Source organism: Labrenzia sp. ATLA3, assembly GCF_057180185.1.
On sequence record NZ_JBXUKV010000008.1, the window covers coordinates 34,141 to 57,131 of the forward strand.

24 protein-coding genes are annotated in these 22,991 nt (G+C 60.3%); 11 read left to right on the forward strand and 13 right to left on the reverse strand.

Features of this window, described 5'->3' with window-relative positions; translation table 11 throughout:
- Nucleotides 1-25: 25 nt before the first annotated feature.
- Complete coding sequence (locus AC2A6O_RS21725) at nucleotides 26-652, reverse strand: LysE family translocator (RefSeq protein ID WP_498930247.1); 627 nt, start codon at nucleotides 650-652, stop codon at nucleotides 26-28.
- 494 nt (nucleotides 653-1,146) lie between these two features.
- Between AC2A6O_RS21725 and AC2A6O_RS21730 the strand changes: the two genes are divergently transcribed.
- From AC2A6O_RS21730 to AC2A6O_RS21750, 5 genes are read left to right on the forward strand one after another with little or no spacing between them, the layout of a single operon-like run.
- Nucleotides 1,147-1,617: a hypothetical protein gene (locus tag AC2A6O_RS21730; RefSeq protein WP_498930249.1), complete on the forward strand. Its 471-nt coding sequence runs from the start codon at nucleotides 1,147-1,149 to the stop codon at nucleotides 1,615-1,617.
- A 22-nt stretch (nucleotides 1,618-1,639) separates the two neighbouring features.
- Nucleotides 1,640-2,353 (forward strand): MotA/TolQ/ExbB proton channel family protein, encoded by a 714-nt coding sequence (locus AC2A6O_RS21735; protein ID WP_498930251.1) that lies wholly within the window; start codon nucleotides 1,640-1,642, stop codon nucleotides 2,351-2,353.
- Nucleotides 2,343-2,717 (forward strand): ExbD/TolR family protein, encoded by a 375-nt coding sequence (locus tag AC2A6O_RS21740; RefSeq protein ID WP_498930253.1) that lies wholly within the window; start codon nucleotides 2,343-2,345, stop codon nucleotides 2,715-2,717. The genes AC2A6O_RS21735 and AC2A6O_RS21740 overlap by 11 nt, the downstream gene beginning before the upstream one ends.
- Before the next feature lie 8 nt (nucleotides 2,718-2,725).
- Complete coding sequence (locus tag AC2A6O_RS21745) at nucleotides 2,726-3,124, forward strand: ExbD/TolR family protein (RefSeq protein ID WP_498930255.1); 399 nt, start codon at nucleotides 2,726-2,728, stop codon at nucleotides 3,122-3,124.
- Nucleotides 3,121-4,224 (forward strand): TonB family protein, encoded by a 1,104-nt coding sequence (locus AC2A6O_RS21750; protein WP_498930257.1) that lies wholly within the window; start codon nucleotides 3,121-3,123, stop codon nucleotides 4,222-4,224. Before AC2A6O_RS21745 ends, AC2A6O_RS21750 begins: the two co-directional genes overlap by 4 nt.
- 97 nt (nucleotides 4,225-4,321) lie before the next feature.
- Here the strand turns inward: AC2A6O_RS21750 and AC2A6O_RS21755 are convergent, their stop codons facing one another.
- From AC2A6O_RS21755 to panC, 3 genes are all read right to left on the reverse strand, one after another.
- The gene (locus AC2A6O_RS21755) at nucleotides 4,322-5,386 is read right to left on the reverse strand and encodes a bifunctional transcriptional activator/DNA repair enzyme AdaA (protein ID WP_498930259.1); all 1,065 of its coding nucleotides are present in this window, start codon (nucleotides 5,384-5,386) and stop codon (nucleotides 4,322-4,324) included.
- A gap of 247 nt (nucleotides 5,387-5,633) precedes the next feature.
- A complete protein-coding gene (gene panB / locus AC2A6O_RS21760; RefSeq protein ID WP_498930261.1) occupies nucleotides 5,634-6,443 on the reverse strand; it encodes a 3-methyl-2-oxobutanoate hydroxymethyltransferase in 810 nt (269 codons plus the stop codon).
- Nucleotides 6,444-6,476: 33 nt separating this feature from the next.
- Entirely contained in the window at nucleotides 6,477-7,331 is an 855-nt protein-coding gene (panC, locus tag AC2A6O_RS21765; protein WP_498930837.1) for a pantoate--beta-alanine ligase, read from the reverse strand.
- Between the two features lie 164 nt (nucleotides 7,332-7,495).
- Here panC and AC2A6O_RS21770 point away from each other — a divergent pair, with 164 nt between their 5' ends.
- Entirely contained in the window at nucleotides 7,496-8,881 is a 1,386-nt protein-coding gene (locus tag AC2A6O_RS21770; protein ID WP_498930262.1) for a hypothetical protein, read from the forward strand.
- On the opposite strand, the gene AC2A6O_RS21775 is transcribed toward AC2A6O_RS21770, so the two are convergent.
- The gene (locus AC2A6O_RS21775) at nucleotides 8,838-9,293 is read right to left on the reverse strand and encodes a VOC family protein (protein ID WP_498930264.1); all 456 of its coding nucleotides are present in this window, start codon (nucleotides 9,291-9,293) and stop codon (nucleotides 8,838-8,840) included. The genes AC2A6O_RS21770 and AC2A6O_RS21775 overlap by 44 nt on opposite strands.
- A 47-nt stretch (nucleotides 9,294-9,340) precedes the next feature.
- Here AC2A6O_RS21775 and AC2A6O_RS21780 point away from each other — a divergent pair, with 47 nt between their 5' ends.
- A complete protein-coding gene (locus AC2A6O_RS21780; RefSeq protein WP_498930266.1) occupies nucleotides 9,341-9,703 on the forward strand; it encodes a winged helix-turn-helix transcriptional regulator in 363 nt (120 codons plus the stop codon).
- Between the two features lies 1 nt (nucleotide 9,704).
- Here the strand turns inward: AC2A6O_RS21780 and AC2A6O_RS21785 are convergent, their stop codons facing one another.
- Nucleotides 9,705-9,911 (reverse strand): hypothetical protein, encoded by a 207-nt coding sequence (locus AC2A6O_RS21785; protein WP_498930268.1) that lies wholly within the window; start codon nucleotides 9,909-9,911, stop codon nucleotides 9,705-9,707.
- 111 nt (nucleotides 9,912-10,022) lie between these two features.
- On the opposite strand from AC2A6O_RS21785, the gene AC2A6O_RS21790 reads away from it, so the two are divergent.
- Together AC2A6O_RS21790 and AC2A6O_RS21795 are read left to right on the forward strand one after the other, a co-directional pair.
- Nucleotides 10,023-11,216, forward strand: a complete 1,194-nt coding sequence (locus AC2A6O_RS21790; protein WP_498930270.1) for an HlyD family secretion protein — start codon at nucleotides 10,023-10,025, stop codon at nucleotides 11,214-11,216.
- A complete protein-coding gene (locus AC2A6O_RS21795) occupies nucleotides 11,143-13,197 on the forward strand; it encodes a glycosyltransferase family 2 protein (protein WP_498930839.1) in 2,055 nt (684 codons plus the stop codon). The genes AC2A6O_RS21790 and AC2A6O_RS21795 overlap by 74 nt, the downstream gene beginning before the upstream one ends.
- A gap of 12 nt (nucleotides 13,198-13,209) precedes the next feature.
- Here the strand turns inward: AC2A6O_RS21795 and AC2A6O_RS21800 are convergent, their stop codons facing one another.
- Together AC2A6O_RS21800 and AC2A6O_RS21805 are read right to left on the reverse strand one after the other, a co-directional pair.
- On the reverse strand, nucleotides 13,210-14,286 hold the full coding sequence (locus AC2A6O_RS21800; protein ID WP_498930272.1) for a cache domain-containing protein: 1,077 nt from the start codon (nucleotides 14,284-14,286) through the stop codon (nucleotides 13,210-13,212).
- A gap of 207 nt (nucleotides 14,287-14,493) precedes the next feature.
- The gene (locus tag AC2A6O_RS21805) at nucleotides 14,494-15,072 is read right to left on the reverse strand and encodes a TetR/AcrR family transcriptional regulator (RefSeq protein ID WP_498930274.1); all 579 of its coding nucleotides are present in this window, start codon (nucleotides 15,070-15,072) and stop codon (nucleotides 14,494-14,496) included.
- 51 nt (nucleotides 15,073-15,123) lie between these two features.
- Between AC2A6O_RS21805 and AC2A6O_RS21810 the strand changes: the two genes are divergently transcribed.
- Entirely contained in the window at nucleotides 15,124-15,819 is a 696-nt protein-coding gene (locus tag AC2A6O_RS21810; protein WP_498930275.1) for a DUF4336 domain-containing protein, read from the forward strand.
- 41 nt (nucleotides 15,820-15,860) lie between these two features.
- Here AC2A6O_RS21810 and AC2A6O_RS21815 read toward each other — a convergent pair whose 3' ends face one another.
- The 4 genes from AC2A6O_RS21815 to AC2A6O_RS21830 form a co-directional block, all read right to left on the reverse strand.
- The gene (locus tag AC2A6O_RS21815; protein ID WP_498930277.1) at nucleotides 15,861-17,477 is read right to left on the reverse strand and encodes a thiamine pyrophosphate-binding protein; all 1,617 of its coding nucleotides are present in this window, start codon (nucleotides 17,475-17,477) and stop codon (nucleotides 15,861-15,863) included.
- Nucleotides 17,474-18,766 (reverse strand): CaiB/BaiF CoA transferase family protein, encoded by a 1,293-nt coding sequence (locus AC2A6O_RS21820; RefSeq protein ID WP_498930279.1) that lies wholly within the window; start codon nucleotides 18,764-18,766, stop codon nucleotides 17,474-17,476. The genes AC2A6O_RS21815 and AC2A6O_RS21820 overlap by 4 nt, the downstream gene beginning before the upstream one ends.
- Before the next feature lie 428 nt (nucleotides 18,767-19,194).
- Nucleotides 19,195-20,061 carry a CE1 family esterase gene (locus tag AC2A6O_RS21825; RefSeq protein ID WP_498930281.1) on the reverse strand — a complete coding sequence of 289 codons (867 nt, stop codon included), beginning with the start codon at nucleotides 20,059-20,061 and terminating at the stop codon, nucleotides 19,195-19,197.
- 150 nt (nucleotides 20,062-20,211) lie between these two features.
- Nucleotides 20,212-20,997 carry an ion channel gene (locus tag AC2A6O_RS21830; protein ID WP_148582308.1) on the reverse strand — a complete coding sequence of 262 codons (786 nt, stop codon included), beginning with the start codon at nucleotides 20,995-20,997 and terminating at the stop codon, nucleotides 20,212-20,214.
- A 271-nt stretch (nucleotides 20,998-21,268) separates the two neighbouring features.
- On the opposite strand from AC2A6O_RS21830, the gene AC2A6O_RS21835 reads away from it, so the two are divergent.
- The gene (locus tag AC2A6O_RS21835; protein WP_498930283.1) at nucleotides 21,269-22,030 is read left to right on the forward strand and encodes an SDR family NAD(P)-dependent oxidoreductase; all 762 of its coding nucleotides are present in this window, start codon (nucleotides 21,269-21,271) and stop codon (nucleotides 22,028-22,030) included.
- A gap of 375 nt (nucleotides 22,031-22,405) precedes the next feature.
- Here AC2A6O_RS21835 and AC2A6O_RS21840 read toward each other — a convergent pair whose 3' ends face one another.
- Nucleotides 22,406-22,885: a DUF302 domain-containing protein gene (locus AC2A6O_RS21840; protein ID WP_498930285.1), complete on the reverse strand. Its 480-nt coding sequence runs from the start codon at nucleotides 22,883-22,885 to the stop codon at nucleotides 22,406-22,408.
- Between the last annotated feature and the right edge of the window lie 106 nt (nucleotides 22,886-22,991).

Here is a 22,991-nt window from a genome sequence, read left to right on the forward strand (position 1 = left end):
TCGCTCTGCTCCCATGCGGACAAGCTTACCGTTCCTGCAATGCCAAGCGGACACCGAGTGCACAATAGATGCTGCCAACCAGTTTGCCCTGCCATTTCAAGACGGCCGGGTGCCGGCGCAGGAAGTTACCGAGGCCACCGGCGCTGACCGCGAAAACGATCGTGCTGAGCAATCCGAGAAAGACAAAGACGATACCCAATACGCTCAGCTGAATTGCGACCGATCCGCTCTCGGGGTTAACAAACTGGGGCAGAAAGGCCAGGAAGAAGAGTGCGGTTTTCGGGTTCAGAACTTCTGCCAAAACCGCCTGGCGGAATGCGTGGCCTGCAGTGATCGGAAGCGCTCCTCTCGTCAGGTCGCTCGGGGCTTTCTCGAAGATTGCCCGTATCCCGAGATACACGAGATAGGCGGCGCCAGCGTATTTGATAACACTGAAGAGAAGCGCCGATGTCGCTATGATGGCGGACAGTCCAACGATTGCCATGACGGTGTGAAGCACGTCGCCTGCCGCAATACCGGCCCCCGTTGCAATTCCCACCCTTGTTCCCGAACTGGTCGCCCTGGCGACTGTCAGGATCGTCGCCGGTCCTGGAATGAAAACAAATCCGAGGACGATCGCGATATAGGTCATCAGGGTGGCAGGGTCGATCATGCACTTGCTCCGCGACATTGGGTCTCGAAGTCATCAAGCCATGCTCTGTCTGACAACGCAATGACGGCTGTGCCTGGAGGCGGTCACGCGTCAGAACCTGCCGGGGTGTTTCATTGGGCGTAGCCATTTCGTTCTTTCAGCCAGCAGGCTGGGAGGCATTTTAAAACATGATAAAAAAATTCAACTTTTTTCAGCGTGACCGGTTTCCTCGGCTGCCACTTTCGGTATAAAGAACGAATAGCCAAGGCAGCGGCTGTCTTTTTCATGACAGCACCGGCCGCCTCAGCCCTCCAAACTCTCCAGCAGTTCTGCGAGCCAATGCCACCCTTGGTGTGTCCCGACAGGACACTCTTGTCAGCGGGATGGCGGCCCCAGCGGCCTGGCGCATGACCAGAACCTGCCGGCTGGAGAGATATCTGTAACTCGAATGGTGTGCGGCTGACTTTCCAGTGTGGAGCCATACCTGCCGCCAGCCTCTGCAGGAGAGCGAAGGGATGAAGACATCATTGTTTCCGGTGCCTGTTCGCACCTGTGCGATTGCCTTGATGCTGAGCAGTCAGCTTGCAGCCGGGGCGAGCGCCCAGAGCCTTGCCCCCGAGGTGACCACCAAGACAACCGAAGAGATTTCCGTCCAGTTGAATGATGCGGAGACGGTCAATGGGTCCTGCCGCTTGACCTTCGTCGTCCGCAACACCCTGCCGACACCTGTGAAGGCTCTTGGTCTCGATCTGGTGATGTTCGACACCTCCGATGGTGTTTCCGGCTATGCCGCCATTGATTTCGGTGAGCTGCCCGCCGGCAAGATGCGTGTCCGGCAATATGACGTTGCCAAGGGCGATTGCACCGGCATCTCCCGTGTCCTTTTGAACGAGGTGCGTGCCTGCGACCTTCAGGATGCCGCGCAGCAGGACTGCCTGCCGCTGCTGCGGATCGACTCGCGGTCGGAAATCGACCTGATCCTCTGATGAAAACCCAAGCGTGATCAAGATGCCTGATGTTTCAACCGCGGCCCTGCCGCACTTCCTGTCTCCGCTCTCCGGCCTTGTCGACCAGGGCGGCCCGGTGGTGTTGTTCCTGCTCGTTCTTTCTCTGGTGGCCGCAGCCCTGATCGCCGCCAAGCTGCTGCAGTTCCTCTATCTGGGGGTCGGCCGCTTCGGCACCGCCCGCAAGGCGCTGTTCCTGTGGCTGGACGGACGGCCGCAGGAAGCAAAAGCGATGGCCGCCGGCGGAAAATCCGTGGTTGCCGACATCATGCTGCGGCTCGTTCAGGGCAGAGCGCGCAACGACACCAGGACCGAGCTTCTGAAAGAGGATGTCGAGCGGATCTGCATCCAGCGGATCAACATGCTGAGGGCCTATCTGCGCCCGCTCGACATGATTGCCCAGACGGCCCCGTTGATCGGCCTTCTGGGGACAGTGCTCGGCATGATCGAAGCCTTTCAGGCCATGCAGGGCGCTGGCGCGGCGGTGGACCCTTCCGTTCTGGCTGGCGGTATCTGGGTGGCGTTGCTGACGACAGCCGTCGGCCTGTCGGTCGCGATCCCCGTCTCCGCCATTGTCGGCTGGTTCGACAGCCGCATCGAAGCGGAGCAGGCCGAGATGGAAGCGCTCGTCACAGCCTTCTTCACCGGCGCCATTGCCGAACGCGGCTCGGCCCGGATTGTGGCGCTGGAGGCTTCGGAGACGAGGCATGCAGTTTAAAGCAAGGGCCCGGCGCAAGCCCGTAGGCCTGACGTCGCTGATCGATGTCATCTTCCTGCTGCTGCTGTTCTTCATGCTGGCGTCCAGCTTCACGCGCTATCAGTCGCTGGATATTTCCAGCGGCGGTGAAGGCGGCGGCGCGGCGGCAAGACCGGCCTACCTGCGCATTCACACTTCAGACCATCTGGACCTGAACGGCCGCCCGATCCTGAAAGCGGACATGCCGGAGCTCTTTTCCGCGCTCAAGGCAAACAGCATCGTCGCGATCTGGTCCGGGCCGGAGGCAAGTGTCCAGGACGTGGTTGACGTCATGTCGACGGCCCGCCGAAGCGGGTTGAAGAGCATTCTGGTGACGGGACAATAGGTGATCTTATGCGCTTGAAATTGCCACAACGCCGCGAACCGCCGGAAAACACCATTCCGCTGATCAACGTCGTTTTCCTGATGCTGATCTTTTTCCTGTTTGCCGGATCGGTTGCCCGGGACGATGCCAGGAAAATCGAGCCCCCGCTGAACATTCTGGAGGACGAGACCATCCGGTCCACCGGCGCCCTCATCGTCGACCAGCAAGGTCGAACCTTTGCCGGAGAAACCGAGATCGGTGTCGCCGACTGGCTGGCAACACATGGTACGACAGGCGGCTCAGACGGCCCGGTCAAGGTGGCTGCCGACGGCACATTGAAGGCGGACGCGTTGGAAAAGGTGCTGCGCGACCTGAAGGATGCCGGGCGCAGCGACATCGTGCTCATTACAAGAAGAGGCTCGAAGTGAGTTTCGCGCGTTTCCTTGCTGCCGGGGCAATCCTTTCCCTGGTGCTGCACGGCACCGGTGCCGCCTTCTTTGCCAAAGATCCCAACGAAGTCTCGATTGCAGCTTCAGAAGGTGGCGGCGTCTCCGTGATCGGGTCCATTGAGGATCTTGTTGCCGGCGCGAAGGTGGATTCGGTTGCCGACCATCAGCCGGCCAAAGACGTGACGCCGGACGAGACACCAATTGAAGACGTGGACGAACGTGCGGCAACGCCCGAGGTGCCGCCCGACACACCGATGAAACCGGTAGAGGCCCAGCCAGTCCCGGCCGTTGCCGAGGCAGTGCCTGACAGCCCGGTTTCTGAACCTGTCCCGTCCGTTCCGGCGGTGGCAGGCGTTACGTCCACGGAGCTGGTGACAGCGCCCTTCACACCGCCGAAGACGCAGACAGAGACAGCACAAGGCCGGGTCACACCGGAACCCGTCAAACCGGTCGAGCCGGCACCGCAGCAAAAGCCTGTCGACCTTGCACGGGTGGAGCCCGCCGCTCAGGTGAAGCCAGTAAAGCCCGTGGAACCGCGAACCGAAGCGCGACAGCCCATTGCCGATCCGCTCGCCGAGATCACACAGACGCCGACCCGCAAACCCAAGCCGCCGGTGCGCAAGGCGGAAGCTGCCAAGCCGGACAAGCGCGAAAAATCCAGAAAGTCCCAAAAAGCACAGACCAAGGGGGCGGAGGCCAGCGCCCGCAAGGGTGGCGAACGCATCACCAGCAGAAGTGCGAATTCCAACGCCAATGGCCGGGCGGATGCCCGCACCAACGACGGCGGCACGAAGGCGACTTCCAATTACCAGGGCAAGGTGGTGGCGAAACTGCGCCGGGCAAAACGCTATCCGAGGCAAGCGAAACGCCAGAGACTGCAAGGAACAGTGAGCGTCAGCTTCACGATTTCCTCCAACGGCTCTGTTTCCGGCATTCGCATCACCCGGTCTTCCGGTCACCCGTTGCTGGATCAGGCCGCGCTCGACATGGTGCGCAGGGCCTCGCCCATGCCCAAGTTTCCGCGCGATATTCGCGTAGCACATATGAAGATGCAGGTGCCTGTCCGCTTCGACCGGTGATGCGTCCGTGCAAGGCCGTCGGCACTTGCACGACCTTGTCCAAGGCGGAACGTTGCCTGCTACGATGCCCGCCACTGGCCGGCACGCAGGACGTCCGTCAAGCGGCCGGTGTCTTCCGGTAGCTCTGCTCCAGTTCGATCAGCCGTTGCTTGCGCCAGAGCCCCCCGCCATAACCGGTCAGAGAGCCGTCGGCGCCGATCACCCGGTGGCAGGGCACCACAAGCGCGATCTGGTTGGCGCCATTGGCGCGAGCGACCGCGCGCACTGCCTCCGGCCGCCCCAAGGCCCGTGCCAGTTCGGAATAGCTTCGTGTTTCGCCGGGCGGAATGGTCAAGAGCGCGCGCCAGACATCCCGCGTGAAGGCAGATCCGTGCAACGCCAGCCTTGTTTCAAACCGGCCGCCGGTTCCAGCAAAGAAACGGTCGAGTTCGCTCTGGATCTGGTCGGTGACCTCCGTCCGCCCAAAGCCGATCTCGCCCTTGGCATAGGTCTGGAGTTTCCTGAACTCGGCCGGAAAGGCCTTACGGTCTAGGAATTCCAGAAGGTGCAGCTGGGTCCTGTCGGTAACGGCAATCAACGGGCCGAGCGGTGAGGCCACCCAGTCGGCAAAGAGCAGCGGCTTGGCGGAAAAGGCACCGGGAGACTGGCCGAGTATCCTGGAAAAGGCCTCGCGGAACGCGCTTGGCGAGTCGAAGCCTGCCGTGAGCTGTGCATCGATCACCTTGCCGCCTTCGGCAAGCGTGGAGAAGCCTTCCTGCAGGCGCCGCTGGCGGGCCATTTCCAGAAAGGTCATGCCGAAATGGCGCTTGAAGGCCCGGCGCACCGTGGAGGGGTCAAACCCCAGGCGCACGAGATCCGGCTCGCCCCAGCGATAGGCAGGCCGTTTTTCCAACGCCTCGATCAGCGGTTTCACCACCGGGTCGGCACTTGCCTCCGGCGTGGTCGGACGGCAGCGTTTGCAAGGCCGGAACCCCGCGTCGAAACACTCCGATACCGTGTCGTAGAAGGTGCAGTTCTCCCGTTTTGGCTTGCGCGCTGGGCAGGTCAGCCGGCAGAAGATGCCAGTGGAAGCCACACAGACAAAAACGCGACCATCGTAAGACGGATCACGGTTCAGGAGCGCTTCATAGAGCGTGTCAAAACTGGGTCGTGTCATCAGCATGACCCGACCTTACGCCCGGCGCGGAGGCTTTGCAGCCGGAAATCGGGCGTTGATTTTTTCCATCGGATAGCGCCGGAAAACAAACCTTTCCATCGTCATCCCGGCCAAGCGTCAGCACGAGTCGGGACCGGAGAGCCACCGGCGGACGAGGTGGGCATGCGTTCAAAAGGCGAGGCACGGGCGCCCCGACCCCGGATCCAAGTTTCACGGCGTCCGGGTTGTCGAGCCGACAGGTGCGAACCCGGCCTTACCGGTAAACTTCGCTCTCACTTGGGAAGCTGCGGTCCTTGACCTCGTCAGAATAAGCCTTCACCGCCGCCTCGATCTGACCGCCGAGATTGCCGTAGACCTTGACGAATTTCGGCGGTGTCGGATTGAGGCCGAGCATGTCTTCCAGCACCAGGATCTGGCCGTCGCATTCCGCCGATGCGCCGATGCCAATGGTTGGAATCGAGATCTTCTTGGTGATCCTTGCCGCCAGCGGTTCGACCATGCCTTCCACAACAAGCGCGAATGCGCCGGCCTCGGCGACGGCCCTTGCGTCTTCCTCGTGGCTCGCCCAGCTGTCCTCGTCTCGCCCTTGCGTCTTGAACCCGCCCATAACGTTGACCGACTGCGGCGTCAGGCCGATGTGAGCCATCACCGGAATGCCACGTTCGGTCAGGAAGCGGATGGTCTCTGCCATGCGTGCGCCACCTTCCAGCTTCACGGCACCGCACTGGGTTTCCTTCATCACGCGGGCGGCGTTGCGAAATGCAACCGACGGGCTTTCCTCATAGGTGCCGAAGGGCATGTCGACCACCACCAGCGCCCGGCTTGTTCCGCGCACCACGGCCTTGCCGTGCATGATCATCAGTTCCAGCGAAACGCCAACGGTGGATTCCATGCCGTGCATGACCATGCCGAGGCTGTCCCCCACCAGAATGAAATCGGCATATTTGTCGACGATAGCCGCCGTATGCGCGTGATAGGAGGTCAGCGAGACGATGGGGTCTGCGCCCTTACGGCGGGTGATCTGCGGGGCCGTGATACGGCGGACGGGTTTCTGGGTGCTCATGCGGCGTCCTTTCGATAAGGGGCTTGAGACGGATTATCGGGTGGCGGGCGCAATCACCCGCTGGTCGATCAGGAGAACGGTACCGAAGCGCACGGCCAGCAGCACGACGGCCGGGCGGTCGAGCCTGCCGGAGAGCTCCTCAAGGGTTTCCGCATCGCGAATATCGACGCTTTCAACCTTTCCGGAGGGCGCTTCGCCAAGGCTTTTTCGAACAGCGGCTTCCAGCGCCGAAATGGCCGGGGCGGATTTTGCAAGCTCCTCGGCAGCGGTAAGCGACCGGCTGAGCTGAACAGCCTCAGCCCGATGTTCCGGCGTCAGGCGCACATTGCGTGACGACATCGCGAGCCCGTCGGTCTCGCGCACCGTCTTGTGCGGCACGATTTCCAGCGGCATGTCGAGATCGCGCACCATCTGCCTGATCAAGGTGAGCTGCTGATAGTCCTTCTCGCCGAAGACGGCGAAGTCCGGCGTGACAATATTGAAGAGCTTGGTCACCACCGTTGAGACGCCCCGGAAATGACCTGGCCTGAGTGCGCCCTGCAAAATGGAGGACAGGCGCGGAACCTCGACAAAGGTGTCCCCGCCGGCACCGTACATTTCCTCAACGCTCGGCAGAAACACGGCGTCGGCGCCTTCCGCTTCCAGAAGCGCCAGATCGCGGGCTTCATCGCGCGGGTAAGTCGTCAGATCCTCGTTGGGGCCAAACTGGGTGGGATTGACGAAGATGGTGGCAACCACACGGTCCGCCTTTTGCCGCGCCATACGCACGAGGCCGAGATGCCCTTCGTGCAGGTAGCCCATGGTCGGCACCACCCCGACCGTGTCACCAGCGCGCTTCCAGCCTCGCAAGGCCTCGCGCATCTCCGCCTTTGTCCGGCAGATGATCATCGTTTTCATCCTCCCGCGCCCCGTTTGCCGTCCGGGTTTCTTTTCGCGGGTGCAGCATAATGACGACGAAAGGAATGTCCAGTCTGCAAAGGAGAGCGTGCCTCGAGGGCCCCTCGCCTGCTTGTTTTAACAGGGTAGATCGCCGCGCCGGAGAAAACATAGACTTGACCGCAGCTGGTGCCATAAGGCTAATCGCCCTGCGACTACGGGCCAAATGGGAAGGCTTGGTATTGGGGGAGAGGCTTATCAAGACGTATCTGAAGCGGCTCGTGATCTATTGTCCTGGCTATGATTTACGCCCGACGCGGCACTGTTTCCCGTTGCTCCAGAAGGAGTTCGACACTTTCCTGACCATCCGGGGGGTGGACGGGGCCTTTTCCCCACTCAAGGAAGGCCTTGCGCCTGGAAGCACCACGGCCAGTTGGAACGGGCACGTAGACTGGCCGGAGGGCCGCGTCGACACGACGTTTGTGCAACTTGGTTGGCGGGACGTCATCAAACCCGATTTTCAACGCTCCTGGCCGCGCACGATTTGGGATGCACTGCGGTCTTTCCTGATGATCGCGCAGGCAGGTGGATACCGTGCCGCCCTGAGAAGCAATTGGGCGCACGGGGTGTTTTGCCTCTATCCTCCTGTGGGCCTTTTTCTCTATTTTCTGGCCAGCCTGCTGCCGCCGCTCCTTCTGGCGCCGGTGATTTTCCGCAATGTGGCGGCTGCCATCCAGGGGGACCATGCGGATGAAGCGGCCTGGGCTGTGTTCCTGGGAGGCAGCGCGGCGTGGTTGGTCGCGGTTTATCTGCTCATGACCTGGCTGGAGCCCAGGTCCTTCTTCCGGTACCTGGTCAACAGCTGGCACTTCATGGCCCGGCTTGCCCGCAACGACCACCCGGACATGCTTGCCCGCATAGAGGAAAGCGCCGATCTGATCGTTGCCGCGGCTGCGGAAGCAGAGGACGACACGGACATCGTGTTCGTGTCCCACAGCTGCGGCACCTTCGTGGCGATCTATATTCTTGCCGCGGTCCTGCGCCGACAGCCGGATATCGTCAGGCGACCCGGCGGTTTTTCTTTTGTCACGCTGGGGCCCGCGTTCGATTGCCTGGGTGCGTTCGGACCGGACGGCGGGTTTGGCGACGCCGTGACGGCGGTGGCCCGTTCCGGTGTCGACTGGACGGATCTCTACGGCCCCCACGATCCGCTCTGCGGCGGCCGCACCGCACCGGTGGCGCGGTATGCCCGGCCGGCCGGGCCAAGCGAAACTCTGCCGGAGCCCAGACGGTATAGCGTACGCATTCCCGACAGAATGACCGCAGACAGGTTCCGCCATCTGCGCTTTCGCTTCTTTGCGCTTCACTTCAATTATTTTTTCGCCTCGGTACGTCCGGGCCTGTTCGACTTCTTTCGCCTGACCCTTGGCCCCAGACGCGCCGTTGACCAGCTCAAGGCCTGGGACAAGGGGCGGACGCAGCGGCCATGCGACCTTCCAACATCAGCCCAAGACAAGCCTAGCGGTCACCCGGGAAGCGGACGGTTTGCAAGAGTTCGATGACCTCCCCGGCCGGCCCTTCAAAAATAGCGTTTCGAACCCGAACTTCGGGGTCGCCAAGGGTCAGGGTTTCCGGACCATTGAGATGCCTGGCACCGGCTTCACCAATCCGGAGGCACGCTTGATCAAGATCTGTCACGCTCAGGCAGAGGTGCGCGAGGGCACCGGTTGAAACCTTTTGACCATTTTGCGCACCGACACCTTGCATCGGGATCCCGGCCTTCAGATCGAACAGTTCGATCCAGCTTTTTCCGTCAGGTGCCTGCATCATGACGGCACGATCAATGCCGTAGTCCGGCAGAGCCCAGTCGTGTACCTGGCGAAAACCGAGTTCTTCATAGAATGAGACGGAGCGTTGAAGGTCGGGGGTGCGGATCGCAAAATGGTGAAAGCCGGTAAAAACTTGTTCTGACATAAGGGGATCTCCATGTTTCGGGAGACACCTACCGGAGCTTCCCGCACATGAGCCAGTCTGACAATTTTGACACAGCAGATCGGACCTGGTCGACGATCCAGGAGCGAAACCGGGGCAATCTTCATGGATGGTGTGATCTTGCAGCCGGCCTCCAGACTGTGAGCGGACAATGGAAAGCTTCGATCCTGATTGCGCTGTCCGAGAAGGATAGCGGTCTGCCGGACATTCAGCGACGCCTTGAGTTTGCAAGCCGCCGCGTCCTCGTCCGGGCATTGCGCGACCTTGAAAAGGACGGGCTGGTATCGCGATCGGCTCCTGTTGCAACAGTTTATTCCTTGACTCGTGATGGTCTGGCGCTGGTGCCTATCTTGCGGGACCTTGCCGTCTGGAATTCTGCGCGCACCGGCTGACCTAAGGAAAAGAGAGCTCCATCAGGATGCCCTTGAAATGCGCTGTGGCATGAACCGCGACTAGAGCCAGCCCCCCCTGCCAAATTTTGCCGGTTTGCATGTCCTGACCAATCAAACGGGGATCAGGGCTGCGCAGCACACACCCATACACAACTTTTGATAGAATTTTTGCCGGCGCAATTTTCGTTTGAGCAGATTGGTATTCCATCGGAAAATCCGCACCAGCAACGAAAGTAAAAAGCCACCTTTACACGCAGAGCGCGATACGGGAGTCTGCGTTGGGGGCATTCATTCTCGCCAGGCTCACTTGAGAGGTCCGATGCGGATTTTGAGATTGTTGCTTGCGGGCCTGGTTATCGTCACTGCAGGGTTTGTCATTGCAGGCGAACATCTCTCAGGCACAAGCGCAGATGCCGTGATCAATGCCAGGCTTACGACGGTCCGGGCGCCAACCGCCGGGCGCCTGACGCTGGAACACCGGTTGCTTGGATCTTCCGTGACAGAAGGCGAGCAACTCGGGTCGATCAATGATCCCCTTGTCGACAACGTCCACCTCAACGAATTGATCCGCGAAAAGGCTTTCGTGGCAGCCGAGATCGACCGGCTGACGAACATGATTGCCGCGATCGAACAATCCATCAACGATTTGCAGGCGAGATCGGAACGTTATCAGCGGCAGCGGATCCAGCAGCTTGAAGCCGAGCTGCGCGCCCTGACTTTCGAGATTGGCGCGGCCGAAGCCAGGGGGGATGAAGCAGAGGCGGCTTTCCAGCGGTCGAAAAAACTGACAGACCGCGGCCTGGAGCCTTCCGCCTCCTTCGAGCGCATAAGAGCGACGCAGCGCGTGGCCGCTCAGGACCTGGAAAGTGCGCGTCAGAGGGCAGCGATAGTCGAAATCGAACTGCAGGCGGCTCGAAGCGGGACGTTTCTGGGCGATGGTTACAATGACGCCCCCTATTCCGAGCAACGCATTTCGGAACTGACACTTGATCAATCCGAAAAGCAGGCCTTGCTCAATGCACAAAAGGCAAAGGCAGTGGCTCTGGACAATCGCATCAACGTCGAGCGGCTCAGAGTGAACCGGCTGAGATCCTCGAAACTCATTTCGAACGTCAACGGAACCATATGGGAAGTTCTGGCTGCAAATGGCGAGACGGTTGGGCGGGGCGAGCCGCTGATGCGCCTCGTGAACTGCTCCTCCACCATCGTCACTCTGAGTGTCGCGGAATCCGTCTATAACCGTCTGAAGATCGGTGACCTTGCGAAGTTTCGCGTGAACAACGACCAAAAGGTTCTGGAAGGCACGATCACGCGCCTGGCCGGTTCCGGGGCAGAGACGATCTACCGGAACCTTGCCGTGGCGCCCAGCGAACGGCACCTGCAGCGCTTTGATGTGACCCTTGTTGCGCCGACCATCCGGGAGGACCCGGCACTTGCCTGTGCCATCGGGCGAACGGGACGGGTCTTCTTCGAAGCAAGGCCGCTCGATTTCCTGCGTAACCTCTGGCTCTGACATGTTCCCGGTCGTCTATCTCAGCGATACCGTCTCCAGCATCGTACAGCTCAATCTGGTGCTTGCCTTCGGGATGCTCGTGCCTTTGCTGCTCTCCCGGGAAAAGACCTGGCACAGGGCATTGCTTTTCGTAGCCTGCGCCGTTCTGACCGCCCGATATCTTTATTGGCGTGCCGCTTACACGCTTGCGCCGCTGGACCTGACTTTCGACTGTCTCGCAAGCTGGTCCTTCTTTGCGATCGAATGCGCCGCATGCCTGTCATCGCTGAGTGCATTTCTTATCCTGTCGCGGCATCGAGACCGCAGGCAGGAGGCGAACCGACAGCAGGCGTGGTGGAAGCCGGAGCCCGCACCAAAGGTGGCCGTTCTCATTCCCACCTACAACGAAGACCGGGACATACTGGAACGGACGATTGTCGGGGCCCTTGCCCTCGATTACCCGGATTTCAGCGTCCATGTGCTTGATGACAGTGGGCGCGATTGGCTGAAGGACTACTGCGCTTCGCAAGGCGTTACCTATGTCAGGCGCGCCGAAAACACAGGCGCCAAGGCCGGCAACATGAACCATGCCCTCCGGCAGATGGCTGCGGAAGGTCCAGAGCCCGCCTTCATTGCCATTCTCGATGCAGACTTCGTTCCGCACAGCAATTTCCTGAAAAGAACGATCGCGCTGCTGAAGGACGACGAGGTTGGGCTGGTTCAAACACCACAACACTTTTTCAACGCAGATCCGATCCAGCACAATCTCGGCCTCAGCCGGTCCTACCCGGACGAGCAGCGCTTTTTCTTCGACTATCTCCAGCCGTCGCGCGACGCCTGGGGCATTGCCTTCTGCTGCGGAACCTCTTCCGTCATCCGGTGGGGCGCGCTCAGGAAGATCGGCTGGTTTTCAACGGAAAGCGTCACCGAGGACTTCCTTCTGACGCTGTGCCTGAAGGACGCCGGCTACACCACTGTCTACCTGAACGAAGCCCTTTCGGAAGGCCTCGCACCGGAAGGGCTCAAGGAATATATCAGCCAGCGCGCCAGATGGTGTCTGGGCATGATGCAGATCGCGCGCAGCCGGCTCGGACCCTTTTCCGGCAACCGCCTGGGGCTTGCCGACCGGTGGAGCGTGATCGACAGCGTTCTATACTGGACAACGAACTTTCCCTTCCGGATCGCCATCCTCGTCTATCCGCTGCTCTACTGGTACTTCAACATCCTGGTCGTCGATGCGACCATGCAGGAAGTGCTCCGGTATTTCGGCACCTACTACCTCTGGATCCTTATTTCCCTGAACTTCGTGTCCGGAGGTCTGGTCGTCCCCATTGTCAACGACATCAGCCAGTTGCTGGGTGCCGTTCCCATTACCAGAGCCGCCATCACCGGACTGTTCTTTCCCAAAGGGCATCCCTTCTCCGTGACCGCAAAAGGCGGAGACCGAAGCCGGGTGGTCGTTCAGTGGCGCCTGATCGCCCTTTTCGGCGCTTTTTTCCTGCTGACACTTGTCGGTTTGCTGCTCGGGATCATCTCCGACTACTTTGCGTATGAGGACGCGGGCGACGGCAAGATCGTTATCATGTTCTGGACCTTCTACAACCTGATCGTCCTGGGTGTGACGATGATTGTCTGTGTGGAACTTCCCAGGCGCGAGGTCCATTTCCAGGACAAGCCCGAACGGGCCATTCTTCATTCAGACAAGGGCAGGACCCGTGTCTGGATTGTGGGGCTTACGCAGAATTCGGTCAGGATCCGTGGGGCTGCCATGCATGACGATGCCCCGGTCAAGATCGAAATAGACGGCGTTGGCATCGTCAACGCCATCGTGACAATGCCGGATGACGACGGCGCCCGCCTGCTTCTGGAGCCGAAACCGGAACAACATGAAGCCCTGCTACGCCGCTTCTACACGACGGGAGACGCCCCGGGGGTGACCAAGACCCGATACCGTGCGCTGCTTGGCGATCTGACACAAAGACTGTCGACACCGCACCGCTGACAGGGCCCATTTTCAGGGATGCATTACGTTTTGCAGCCTTGCGACCGCCGCACTCAACACCCTCACCTCAGCCGTTGTCTTCGCCTCATATGGGTAGATGTCCTCGCCCCGCATGACTGCCCTTGCCGTGTTTGCCAATTTGCCGAAAGGGCGCACGAAGATCAGAATGAACAAACTCGTGAGGGCCACGAGGACGATACCAAGGGTCACGAAGTAAATGATGAACAAGCTCGTGAAATCACCGATCTGATGCGCATTGTTGCTGACGCGCGCGATCATGCTCCAACCGAATGCAGGCAGATCCGCGTAGCGCAGGGCCGGTATCACCGTCGTGAAGTAAGTCGTGCCGTCCGGCCATGTCTCGCTCCCGGTTTGCCGCACCCCGGTCATTGCGGACCGGAAGCTCTGCAGTTTGTCGATAGGCCCGGAAAGACCGTCCGTTCTTGCGACGATGCTTCCTGTCCGGTCGATGACATAAACGTCCAGCCCCATGGAATGAGCAGATTCTGTCAGATGTTGTTCGACCCAGTGATGATTGATGTAAAAGGTCAGCACCCCCTCGACCGCCCCGAAGTCGTCGGTTACAGGCGTTGCCATGTCGAGAAAAGGCCGCAGTTCGTTTCCCGCGGAAGGTAGCAGCTCACCCTGGAGGACGTCCCCGGCGAAATCACCTCCAAGCCCATTCCGGAACCAGGCTCGCCCCGAAACATCTGCACCTTCCAGCAGGCCCGAGGACGCCGTCAGAACCGTTCCATCGACAGACGCAAGGCCGGCCCAGGAAATCCGATCCTTTCCGGCAACGACCAGATCCAACGCGGTCCGGACGATTGGCTCACCCTGCCCGGGTATCTCCTCCGCAATAACGCGAAGATTACGCCAATCCTGGTAAAGCTCACGGGCAAAATTAAGCGCGACCCCTTCGGCCCTGACCGAGACCGCTTCCGCAAGAGCTGCGTCGCGGCTCTCCTTCAGTCGCTCGCCGACAAACGACCATGCGGTCAGCACCGCGATCACGCCCCCAACCGCAACAAAGCCGCATATGGCCACCACCAGGGAAGGGTAGCCACTCCTGGCACGCTTCTCGGTCATCACTCGCTCCTCATCCCATAGAGAGGAATCAGACACAGCGAATAAGGGAAATTGTGTGACGACAACCACTACCGGTGGTGGGAAACAGGAGCAGGCACCTGCTTTCAGGCACGTTGGTTAAAGACTTCTTACCAGACTGATTAAACTTTGATGTGTTTGCGGCTTTGCGAAAAAGGCAGGACAGACAGCGTCACAGAATTTTATGCTTCAAGCAGTTACGCCGCCTATGCCTTCCACCACCAAGCGGACAATTCTGCGAACGTCGGTTTCTGGAAACTCCCCTGCCTGCAACCCGTTCAGCATGGCTTGTCCAAATACGCCTAGCATGATCAACGCCATGAATTCCGGCTTTTCATCCTTTCGGATGCGCCCCTGAGTCTGGCCGAGAGCCAGAATATCACGCACCAGCCCTTGAAATGAGGGGCGGTTCGGCGGTGGTTCGAGGGAAGGCCTTTGGTCGGGAATTAGGACAAGTCGCGCCAGTGCGGGATTGGCAATGCACCACTGAGTGCTGTCGATCAGAACCGCTTCAAGCAGCGCCAAGGCGTCATGCCCCTCGACAATGCGCGCACGATAGATTGCGTCCTCGGCCTCCACCCGCGCGATGATGCTAAGAGCGATGTCTTCCTTTGATCCGAAGAGGTTATAGACGGTCTTGCGCGTCAGGCCAGCACGTTCCGCAATTTCCTGAACTGAAGCCCCCTCGTACCCCAGTTCGCGAAACGCAATTTCCGCTGCATCGAGGATGAGTGCGCGTGAGCGCTCAGTGCGTTTCATGCTTGCCATATTTATACACTAGTGTAATTTTATACTCGTGTAAACAAACGGAGCCGAGCGATGCTCGAGGAATTCGGACCGGAAATCTGGATCGCTGAAGGCCCTACGCTTATGGCTGCTGCCGGGTTCCATTATCCCACGCGCATGGCAATTATCCGTCTCTCTACCGAAGAGCTCATGGTCTGGTCACCTGTTGCGCTCTCTCCAAACCTCAGTGAAGCGATAGCTGCCCTGGGCACGGTCCGCTACATTATCCCTCCGAACAGCCTGCATGACACTTTCCTTGCCGAGTGGCAGCAGGCCTATCCAAACGCCGGAATATTCGCGCCACCCGGTCTGCGTGACCGGCGACCGGAACTTATCTTCGCTGGCGAGCTCGTCGACCTCCTGCAGCCCGGTCGGCAGGAAGAGGTTGATATCGTGGTTGTTCCGGGCAACCGGATTACCAGCGAGGCCGTCCTCTTCCACTGGGCCAGCGGCACGGCCATCTTCGCGGATCTGCTGCAGCAGTTTTCACCCGGCTGGTTCAAGGGGTGGCGTGCCCTTGTTGCCCGTCTCGACCTGATGGTGGGGCAAACGCCTTCTGTTCCCCGAAAATTCCGGCTAGCCTTCACGAACCGGGAGGCCGCGCGGTCTGCCCTGCAGCGCATTCTGGACTGGCCCTGTAAAAAGGTTCTGATTGCACACGGCACCCCTGTGCCAGAAAACGGCAAGACCTTTCTTCGGGATGCCTTTCGCTGGCTGATCAAATACTGACGTTTAGACAGTGCAGATCTCAGCCTCTGGTCCGCCCTTCTCTAGAACGTCCCATCATACGCGCGCCGTTCGATCCGGCAGGCCAGCAGGGTGAAGCCTTCGCGGACAAGGGCGTCCTCGGCTTCGCGGCGCAGGGTCTCTGCATCTTCCACCCACACCCCGTGACCCCCGTAGGCTTTGGAAACGGCGGGGAAATCCGTTTCGCCGAAATCGACACCCACATTCGGGCGCTGGCTGGACCGCTGTTTCAACTCGATCAGCGACAGGCTGGTATCGACCAGCACACAGATGATGACGGGAATCTTGAGGTCACGCAGGGTGGAGAGTTCGCCGAGGCACATTTCCAGCCCCGCGTCGCCGACAAAGGCAATCACAGGAGACGTGCCCTCAACCACGCGATGGCCCATCGCCAGTGGCACGGCGCAGCCCATGGTGCAGAGGGCTGAGGACTGAAGCATCTGTCGCGGCATCGGGCAGCGCCAGATCTGGCTGACGAGAATGCGGTGAGCACCGCTGTCGGCGGTTGCCACCGTGTCAGCCGGCAAAGCCGCGCGCAGTGTGTGGAAGACCGTGCCCGGTCCCCAGCCGGACGCTTCCGGCGCAAAGGCCTTGTCCAGTTCGGCCCGAACAGCGGCCGGTTCGCCCTCCGGCCAGGAAGGCTTTGCCGGCTGGCGCGCAGCGCCCAGAAGATCAAGCGCCGGCTGCACGGCGCTCCGCAGCGTTGACCGCGCGCTGTGCATGCCATGGGTGCGCAGCACCGGGGTGATGTCGATTACCGGTGCATCGGCCGCCCAGGGATTGCGCCAGTTGATGCGCATCTCGATAGGGTCGTAGCCGAGCAGCAGAATGCAGTCGCTCTTGTTGATGAGTGGCAAGAGCAGACCATCTGCCTTGGGTGAGAGACCGGCCCCACCAAGCGCAAGCGGATTGTTTTCGTCCAGCAGTCCCTTGCCCTTGTAGCTGGTGACAAGGGGGATCTGAAACGCTTCGCAGAATTCGCTTATTGCTGCGGAAGCTGCCTCGTTGACGGCATCGACACCGGCAATTGCAATTGGCCGTTCGGCATTTCTGAAAAGCTCCAGCGCCGTGTCGAGATCCGGACCGGACACCGGGGCACTCGCCGCTGGAGACGACTGGAACGCACGGCTCCAGGCTTCCTGTGTGTCCACTTCGGCAACACGGATCGGCACGTCGATATGCACTGGCCCGGGCTGGCCATCGAGCGCGATGGCCAGGGCCTTTTCCATCATCACGTCGAGTGCCCCCAGACGGGCAGAGAAGCTTGCCTTGACGATGGGGCGCAGCAGTTGCTGATGATCGAACACCTGGTGGGTGTAGCTTTCCGCCTCGCCCTGGTCGACACACCCGGTGAGGAAGATCAGCGGCACCCGGTCCTGCCAGGCATTGGCAACGACGTTGACCGCATTAGCTGCTCCCGGCCCGAGCGTTGCCAGAAGCACGCCCGGCGCGCCATCCGCATGCCAGCCACCTTCGGCCATGAAGCCGCCAGCGTTCTCGTGTTTCACCAGCACAAAGTTGAGGCCCGCCTCGTCCAGTGCCTGCATGAGGGCCAGAACTTCGCCGCCCGGAATGCCGAAGGCGTGGCGGCAGCCTGCCGCGTGAAGCTTGCCTGCGATAATATCCGCACCGGTGGTCATTTGCTGCTGTGTCCTTCAGTCGCCGCGTCTGGCGGGGTTGGGCCGAGGTCGAGAACCCCTCTGCCGGCAAGATCGGAAAGGGTGGCCGCGCCAAGGCCGAGATGACGGGTCAGAACATCCGTCGTGTCGGCCCCCACAAGCGGCGGTGCGCTGCGGTAGTCAACCGGCGTCTTTTCCAGATTGATGGGCGAACCGATCAGATCAACCTCACCGGCGAGAGAATGGGGCAGCGTGATGCGCATTTGCCTCGCAATCACCTGCGGATCGGCGAAGACCTGCTCCAGATCGTTCACCGGGCCGCAGGGAACGCCCGCCGCCTCTAGGTCGGCGATCCATTCTGCCGCGGTCTTCTCGATGGTGAGGCGGCGAATTTTCGGGATCAGCTCTGCGCGGTTACGCACCCTGTCGGCGTTCCTGGCGTAAAGCGGATCAACGGCCAGGTCCGGCGCTCCGGCAACCTTGCAGAACTTGGCGAACTGGCTGTCATTGCCGACTGCCAGAATGAAGGACTGGTCGCTCGCCGGAAAAGTCTCGTAGGGAACGATGGTTGGATGACCATTGCCGAGACGTCCCGGCACCTTGCCGGACGTAAGATAGGCAACACCCTGGTTGATCAGCCAGGATACCTGGGCATCCAGCAGAGAAATGTCGATGGATTGACCTTCACCGGTGCTGTTGCGGTGGTTGAGCGCGGCAAGAATAGAGACCGTCGCATACATGCCGCACATGACATCGGCGATGCCGACACCGCATTTGGTTTCCGTGCCGCCGTCTTCGTCAGAAAAGCCGGTCAGCGACATGATCCCGCCCATGCCCTGGATCAGGAAATCATACCCGGCCCGCTGCGCGTAGGGGCCGGTCTGGCCGAAGCCGGTGATGGAACAGTAGATCAGGCGCGGGTTACGGGTCTTCAGCGTGTCGTAGTCTAATCCGCGTCGCTTCAGATCGCCGACCTTGAAGTTCTCAACCAGAATGTCGGCCTTTGCCGCCAGATCGGCAATCAGTTGCTGCCCCTCGGGGCTGGCAAGGTCGATTGCGACGGAGGCCTTGTTGCGGTTGGAAGACAGGTAATAGGCGCTTTCGCCGGTTTCCCTGCCTTCTCCGTCCTTCAGGAAAGGTGGGCCCCAGCCACGTGTATCGTCGCCCCGGCCCGGCCTCTCGATCTTGATCACCTCTGCGCCAAGATCACCCAGGATCTGGGTGCAGGTCGGCCCGGCGAGAATACGGGACAGGTCGAGGACAACAAGACCGGACAAGGCACCGGGTGTGGCAGAGGACGGCTGGGACAAGGCTCACCTTCGAAAAGACGTTTTCCGGTAAAGGCCACAGGCCGATAGGCTACGTCAACAAGCCAGCACCAGCCCCCTGAACACGCCCCCTCACTTTCTCGTTAGAACCGGGAAGACGTATGCGCTCCTTCGCGGGGAGACACGGGCTCGTGCGAACAAGGACACCTGGCTGGTCGGAAGAGGAATGGCGGCCTCCATTTCCCCACCAACAAGAGAGAAAGCAGGAGCTTGTTTGCCTCCCCCTACCTGCGTCATGCCATGGCATCCATGCCGTGCCCCGCCCTCTTGCCACGGCCTTGCGTGATGTGAGGATGCGGCATGGATTGTCGGATCAAATCCGGCAATGACGGTGGAGGGAGAGGAGCAGGAGACTTGCAGCCCGCTCCCTTTTTCTCATTGAGTGAAACGTCCCTGACAACAAATCTTGCCTACGTCGACCAGTCCTTCATCTCGGTAAGCTTGTTCCAGGCGCGTTTGATCCAGCTTGCCCTGACGCTATGGCCGCCGTCGTGGAGACAGAGTTCCAGGAAGCCTTGTTCCGGCTGCCAGTCCTCGCAGGTGAGATTGCCTTCGGTGTAGGTCTTCGGCTCGGTATCCTCGAGACCGGTCTGGCGGCGCCAGACGTCGAAGCTCTTGAAGACATCGCCCTGTTTCCACTTGCCTTGACCAAGCCAGCGCCCTTCCAGAGGCACAACGGTGTCCGACGTTCCATGGACGTGGAAGAGATACGGCGTTTCCGCCACGCAGGATTCCGGCAGCGGTTCCCAGAAGGCACCGGCAATGGGCGCGTAACCGGCGAAAAGATCCGATTTCTCGCAGGCCGTGTACCAGGTCATGAAAGCGCCTTCCGAAAAGCCGGACAGCATCGTGCGGCTGCGGTCGACGCCGAAGCGGTCGGACAGATCCTGAAGGACACTGTCGAAAAAGGCCGGTTCGTTGCGCAGGTCGCGCGGCGAGGTCGGGAAAGACCAGGTGCCGTTCACGCCCTGCACGGCAACAAAGGCAACACCCAGGTCATCCGCCATCTGAAGGAAGCTCTGGTTACGGATCTCGTTGATCGCTTTGCCCTTATAGCCATGGAGAAAGAAAATCGCGCCCAGAGGCTTGTCCGCCGGCCGGTTGGCCGGCAGATGGATGTAATACTCGCCGTTCCCGATCTCACAGGGTATTTCCTCGCCGCAGGTGGATGTGCCTGCCGCTTGTGACGGTGCGCCGAATGCGCCAAGGGCCAGAACCACGGTCCCCGCCAACAGGCTGAGGCGTCTGGAAAGATCGGTAACTGTCGCCAATGACATGAAGTGCTCCTTACACGGTGGAAACCATTGCCCCGCTTCGCCGGTAAAGATGACCCCCGCATGGCTTTTGTCCAGCGGATCGTCTTCACAAATCGGCGAGAGGGCCTCGGGACCGCAAAGCAGCCAGGGTCCACACCCTGGGTGTGGAGCCTAGTCCCATGTGCCTTCTGTCGGGATATTGAGAAGACGGCCGCAGTGTTTGCAGTGGACCGCGTCCGGGTCGTGCCGGTTGAGGCCGCAATCGGGGCACGGCAGATTGACCTTGGTCGGGCGGAAAATCGTCTGTACCAGCCGCAGGAACAGGGCAACGCCGAAGATCATGATCACCACTGTCATCAGCCGGCCGACGCTGTCGCTCATGGTGATGTCGCCGAAGCCGGTCGTCGTCAGTGTGGTAACGGTAAAATAGAGCGCGTCGAGATAGTTGTTGATGTTGGCATTGCGGTCGTTCTCGACCACGAAGACCAGCGCCGTGACGACAAAGATGAAGACGATCAGGTTGATGCCCGACTGGAAGATTTCCTCGTTTTGGCGGAACCACTTCGATGCTTGGCGCAGCTCTTTCAACAGGTGATAGGAGCGCATCAACCGCAACATCCGCACAACGCGCAGGAAGGCGAAATTGTCGAAGAATGCCGGAGCGATCAGTGAGACGACCACCACAATGTCGGCCAGCGAGGTGAAGCTGAAAACATATTTTAGCCGCCGGCTGTCGGCGATCAGGCGCGCTGTATAGTCGAGCGCCAGAACAACGGCGATCGCATAGTCCAGTTCATGATGAATGCGACCCTTGTCGATCATCGACGAGACGATGAAATAGCCGATGGTCACCAGATCGAACAAAAGAAGCGAATACCGGAAAGCCTGCGACGCGACCGTATCGCCAAAATAGAGTTGCCGCAGGATTGTCCGCAAACTTCGCTTCGTGTCCGCCATCGACTTCCCCTGTTTCTTACCGGCCTAACCGGCATACGCTTTGTGCGCTAGATAGATCATTCGTGCAGATGGCGCACGATGCTGCTGCAAACAAGCTGTTTATTCTCACGTCCGACCGCACTAATGTCCGCGGTCAATCAACCGGCCCCCTTGAATTCCGCCGAATGCAGGAGGCCCGAAACTTTTCAGAACCAGCCAGCGTTCCGGCGACCGCCCGCGAATGCCGGCAGGTTCAGAGGCCGGAAAGGCCCAGCCAGAATGGAAGCGTTACATGTTTGATTTGACGGGACAAGTTGCCCTGGTAACGGGCGCGAGCCGCGGTATTGGAGAAGCCGCCGCGCGGAGCCTTGCGAAATACGGTGCCAAGGTGGTTCTGGCGGCGCGCTCCGGCAAGGATATCGAACGTATTGCCGGCGAGATCCGTGCGGAAGGCCGCGATGCGACTGCCGTGACTTGCGACGTTGCCGATTATGACGACGTGGTCAAGGCGGTGCAGACCGCAATCGACACCTACGGCAGCCTCGACATTCTGGTCAACAATGCCGGAGTGATCGACCCCATCGCCCGCATCGAGGACAGCGATCCGGCGGAGTGGGGCAAGGTCATCGATATCAATGTGAAGGGCGTCTACTACGGCCTGCACGCTGCGGCCGCGCATATGCTGAAAAAGGGTGCAGGCACCGTGGTCAACATCAGCTCCGGAGCTGCCGTCAGCGCGCTGGAGGGCTGGAGTCATTATTGCGCTTCGAAGGCGGCCGCGCTCTCCCTTACCCGGTGTGCAGACAAGGAATTCGGCGACAAGGGCCTGCGCATCGTCGGCCTCAGCCCGGGCACGGTGGCAACCCAGATGCAGGTCGACATCAAGTCTTCCGGACTGAACCCGGTCAGTCAGCTCGACCCTTCGGTGCATATTCCGCCCAGTTGGGTAGGAGAAGCCATCTGCTGGCTGTGCACGCCTGCGGGCGATGCCTATCGCGGTGTGGACTGCTCGCTGCGCGACGAGGACGTGCGCAAGTCTGTCGGCCTGATCTGACCCCTGGCCAAGCGCTGCGCGCTCCGGGATCAGCGATGTAAAGGCCTTTCTGGTGTCAGGGAAGCCTTCTTATGGCAGACCGCTCTTCAGGGAATAAGGCTTCAAAACCAAAAGAGGGCCGCGTTAGCGGCCCTCCCATGAGATCGACGTGACACAAGTCCCGGATCAGATCCCAGCGAAATCTCGCACTACCAGAGGCTGCTCCAGCACCGTTCGATTCCGCCCAGATACTTGGGCCACGCACCGATACTCATTAGACATGGGCACACCTCCTTTCAGCTGTTGAACACACTAAGAGTGTGGGGTCGCAAACTCCGTTTCACAAGCCTAAAATCAAGGCGCGGTTGCCAATCCGTTACGCAATTCACAGGTCTGTCACCGAGAGGTCACAGCCTTGTCGGCGATCGCAAGGAAAACGGTATCGAGTTCCCCTGCCAATTCTTGCAAGGCTTGGCCGCCTTCTTCCATGTAGGGCGCAAAGACAAAACCGGGCGTTTTCCAGGACAGGGTCGCCGTTCCGTCTGCATTCTCAGTCACATAGAACCGAATCGGCGCCTCTATGCCCGCAGCAACGGAAGCTTCCAGCATCCGGACGGCGTAGTCATTGCGGTAAACGCCGACGACCCTGTTGCCGGGAATGGTCAGTCCCCTGCTCTTGGCGCCATCGGACGCGCTGGCCTGGGTCACGACCAGCATGCCTTCGTCCTTGATTGCGCTTTTCAGATCATCGACCAGCGCCGTGTAGCTCTTGGTCGTGGGCAGGACCTGCCAGCCCTCACGCTCGGACAGACTGTCCGCCCTCGCCAGTCCGGCGGCGAACAAACAGGTGACAAAAACCAGGGCAAACAGACGCATCTTTTTTCTCCCGCGAGCGATGTTGCAATGCTGCTCACCCTAGCGGGACCTGTGTCACGGACGCCTCACAATGTGGTGTACGGCGGGCAAGATGTGGAATGCTGAA

Excerpts from the sequence above, each read along its gene's own strand:
- AC2A6O_RS21840 (WP_498930285.1), bottom strand. The coding sequence starts at position 22,885 with ATGCGTCTGTTTGCCCTGGTTTTTGTCACCTGTTTGTTCGCCGCCGGA.
- AC2A6O_RS21755 (WP_498930259.1), bottom strand. The coding sequence starts at position 5,386 with ATGCTGATGACACGACCCAGTTTTGACACGCTCTATGAAGCGCTCCTG.
- AC2A6O_RS21740 (WP_498930253.1), top strand. The coding sequence starts at position 2,343 with ATGCAGTTTAAAGCAAGGGCCCGGCGCAAGCCCGTAGGCCTGACGTCG.
- AC2A6O_RS21825 (WP_498930281.1), bottom strand. The coding sequence starts at position 20,061 with ATGTCATTGGCGACAGTTACCGATCTTTCCAGACGCCTCAGCCTGTTG.
- AC2A6O_RS21785 (WP_498930268.1), bottom strand. The coding sequence starts at position 9,911 with ATGGAATACCAATCTGCTCAAACGAAAATTGCGCCGGCAAAAATTCTA.
- AC2A6O_RS21780 (WP_498930266.1), top strand. The coding sequence starts at position 9,341 with ATGAGCCAGTCTGACAATTTTGACACAGCAGATCGGACCTGGTCGACG.
- AC2A6O_RS21830 (WP_148582308.1), bottom strand. The coding sequence starts at position 20,997 with ATGGCGGACACGAAGCGAAGTTTGCGGACAATCCTGCGGCAACTCTAT.
- AC2A6O_RS21745 (WP_498930255.1), top strand. The coding sequence starts at position 2,726 with ATGCGCTTGAAATTGCCACAACGCCGCGAACCGCCGGAAAACACCATT.
- AC2A6O_RS21735 (WP_498930251.1), top strand. The coding sequence starts at position 1,640 with ATGCCTGATGTTTCAACCGCGGCCCTGCCGCACTTCCTGTCTCCGCTC.
- AC2A6O_RS21725 (WP_498930247.1), bottom strand. The coding sequence starts at position 652 with ATGATCGACCCTGCCACCCTGATGACCTATATCGCGATCGTCCTCGGA.
- AC2A6O_RS21810 (WP_498930275.1), top strand. The coding sequence starts at position 15,124 with ATGCTCGAGGAATTCGGACCGGAAATCTGGATCGCTGAAGGCCCTACG.
- AC2A6O_RS21790 (WP_498930270.1), top strand. The coding sequence starts at position 10,023 with ATGCGGATTTTGAGATTGTTGCTTGCGGGCCTGGTTATCGTCACTGCA.
- panB (WP_498930261.1), bottom strand. The coding sequence starts at position 6,443 with ATGAGCACCCAGAAACCCGTCCGCCGTATCACGGCCCCGCAGATCACC.
- panC (WP_498930837.1), bottom strand. The coding sequence starts at position 7,331 with ATGATCATCTGCCGGACAAAGGCGGAGATGCGCGAGGCCTTGCGAGGC.
- AC2A6O_RS21775 (WP_498930264.1), bottom strand. The coding sequence starts at position 9,293 with ATGTCAGAACAAGTTTTTACCGGCTTTCACCATTTTGCGATCCGCACC.
- AC2A6O_RS21835 (WP_498930283.1), top strand. The coding sequence starts at position 21,269 with ATGTTTGATTTGACGGGACAAGTTGCCCTGGTAACGGGCGCGAGCCGC.
- AC2A6O_RS21730 (WP_498930249.1), top strand. The coding sequence starts at position 1,147 with ATGAAGACATCATTGTTTCCGGTGCCTGTTCGCACCTGTGCGATTGCC.
- AC2A6O_RS21805 (WP_498930274.1), bottom strand. The coding sequence starts at position 15,072 with ATGGCAAGCATGAAACGCACTGAGCGCTCACGCGCACTCATCCTCGAT.
- AC2A6O_RS21815 (WP_498930277.1), bottom strand. The coding sequence starts at position 17,477 with ATGACCACCGGTGCGGATATTATCGCAGGCAAGCTTCACGCGGCAGGC.
- AC2A6O_RS21800 (WP_498930272.1), bottom strand. The coding sequence starts at position 14,286 with ATGACCGAGAAGCGTGCCAGGAGTGGCTACCCTTCCCTGGTGGTGGCC.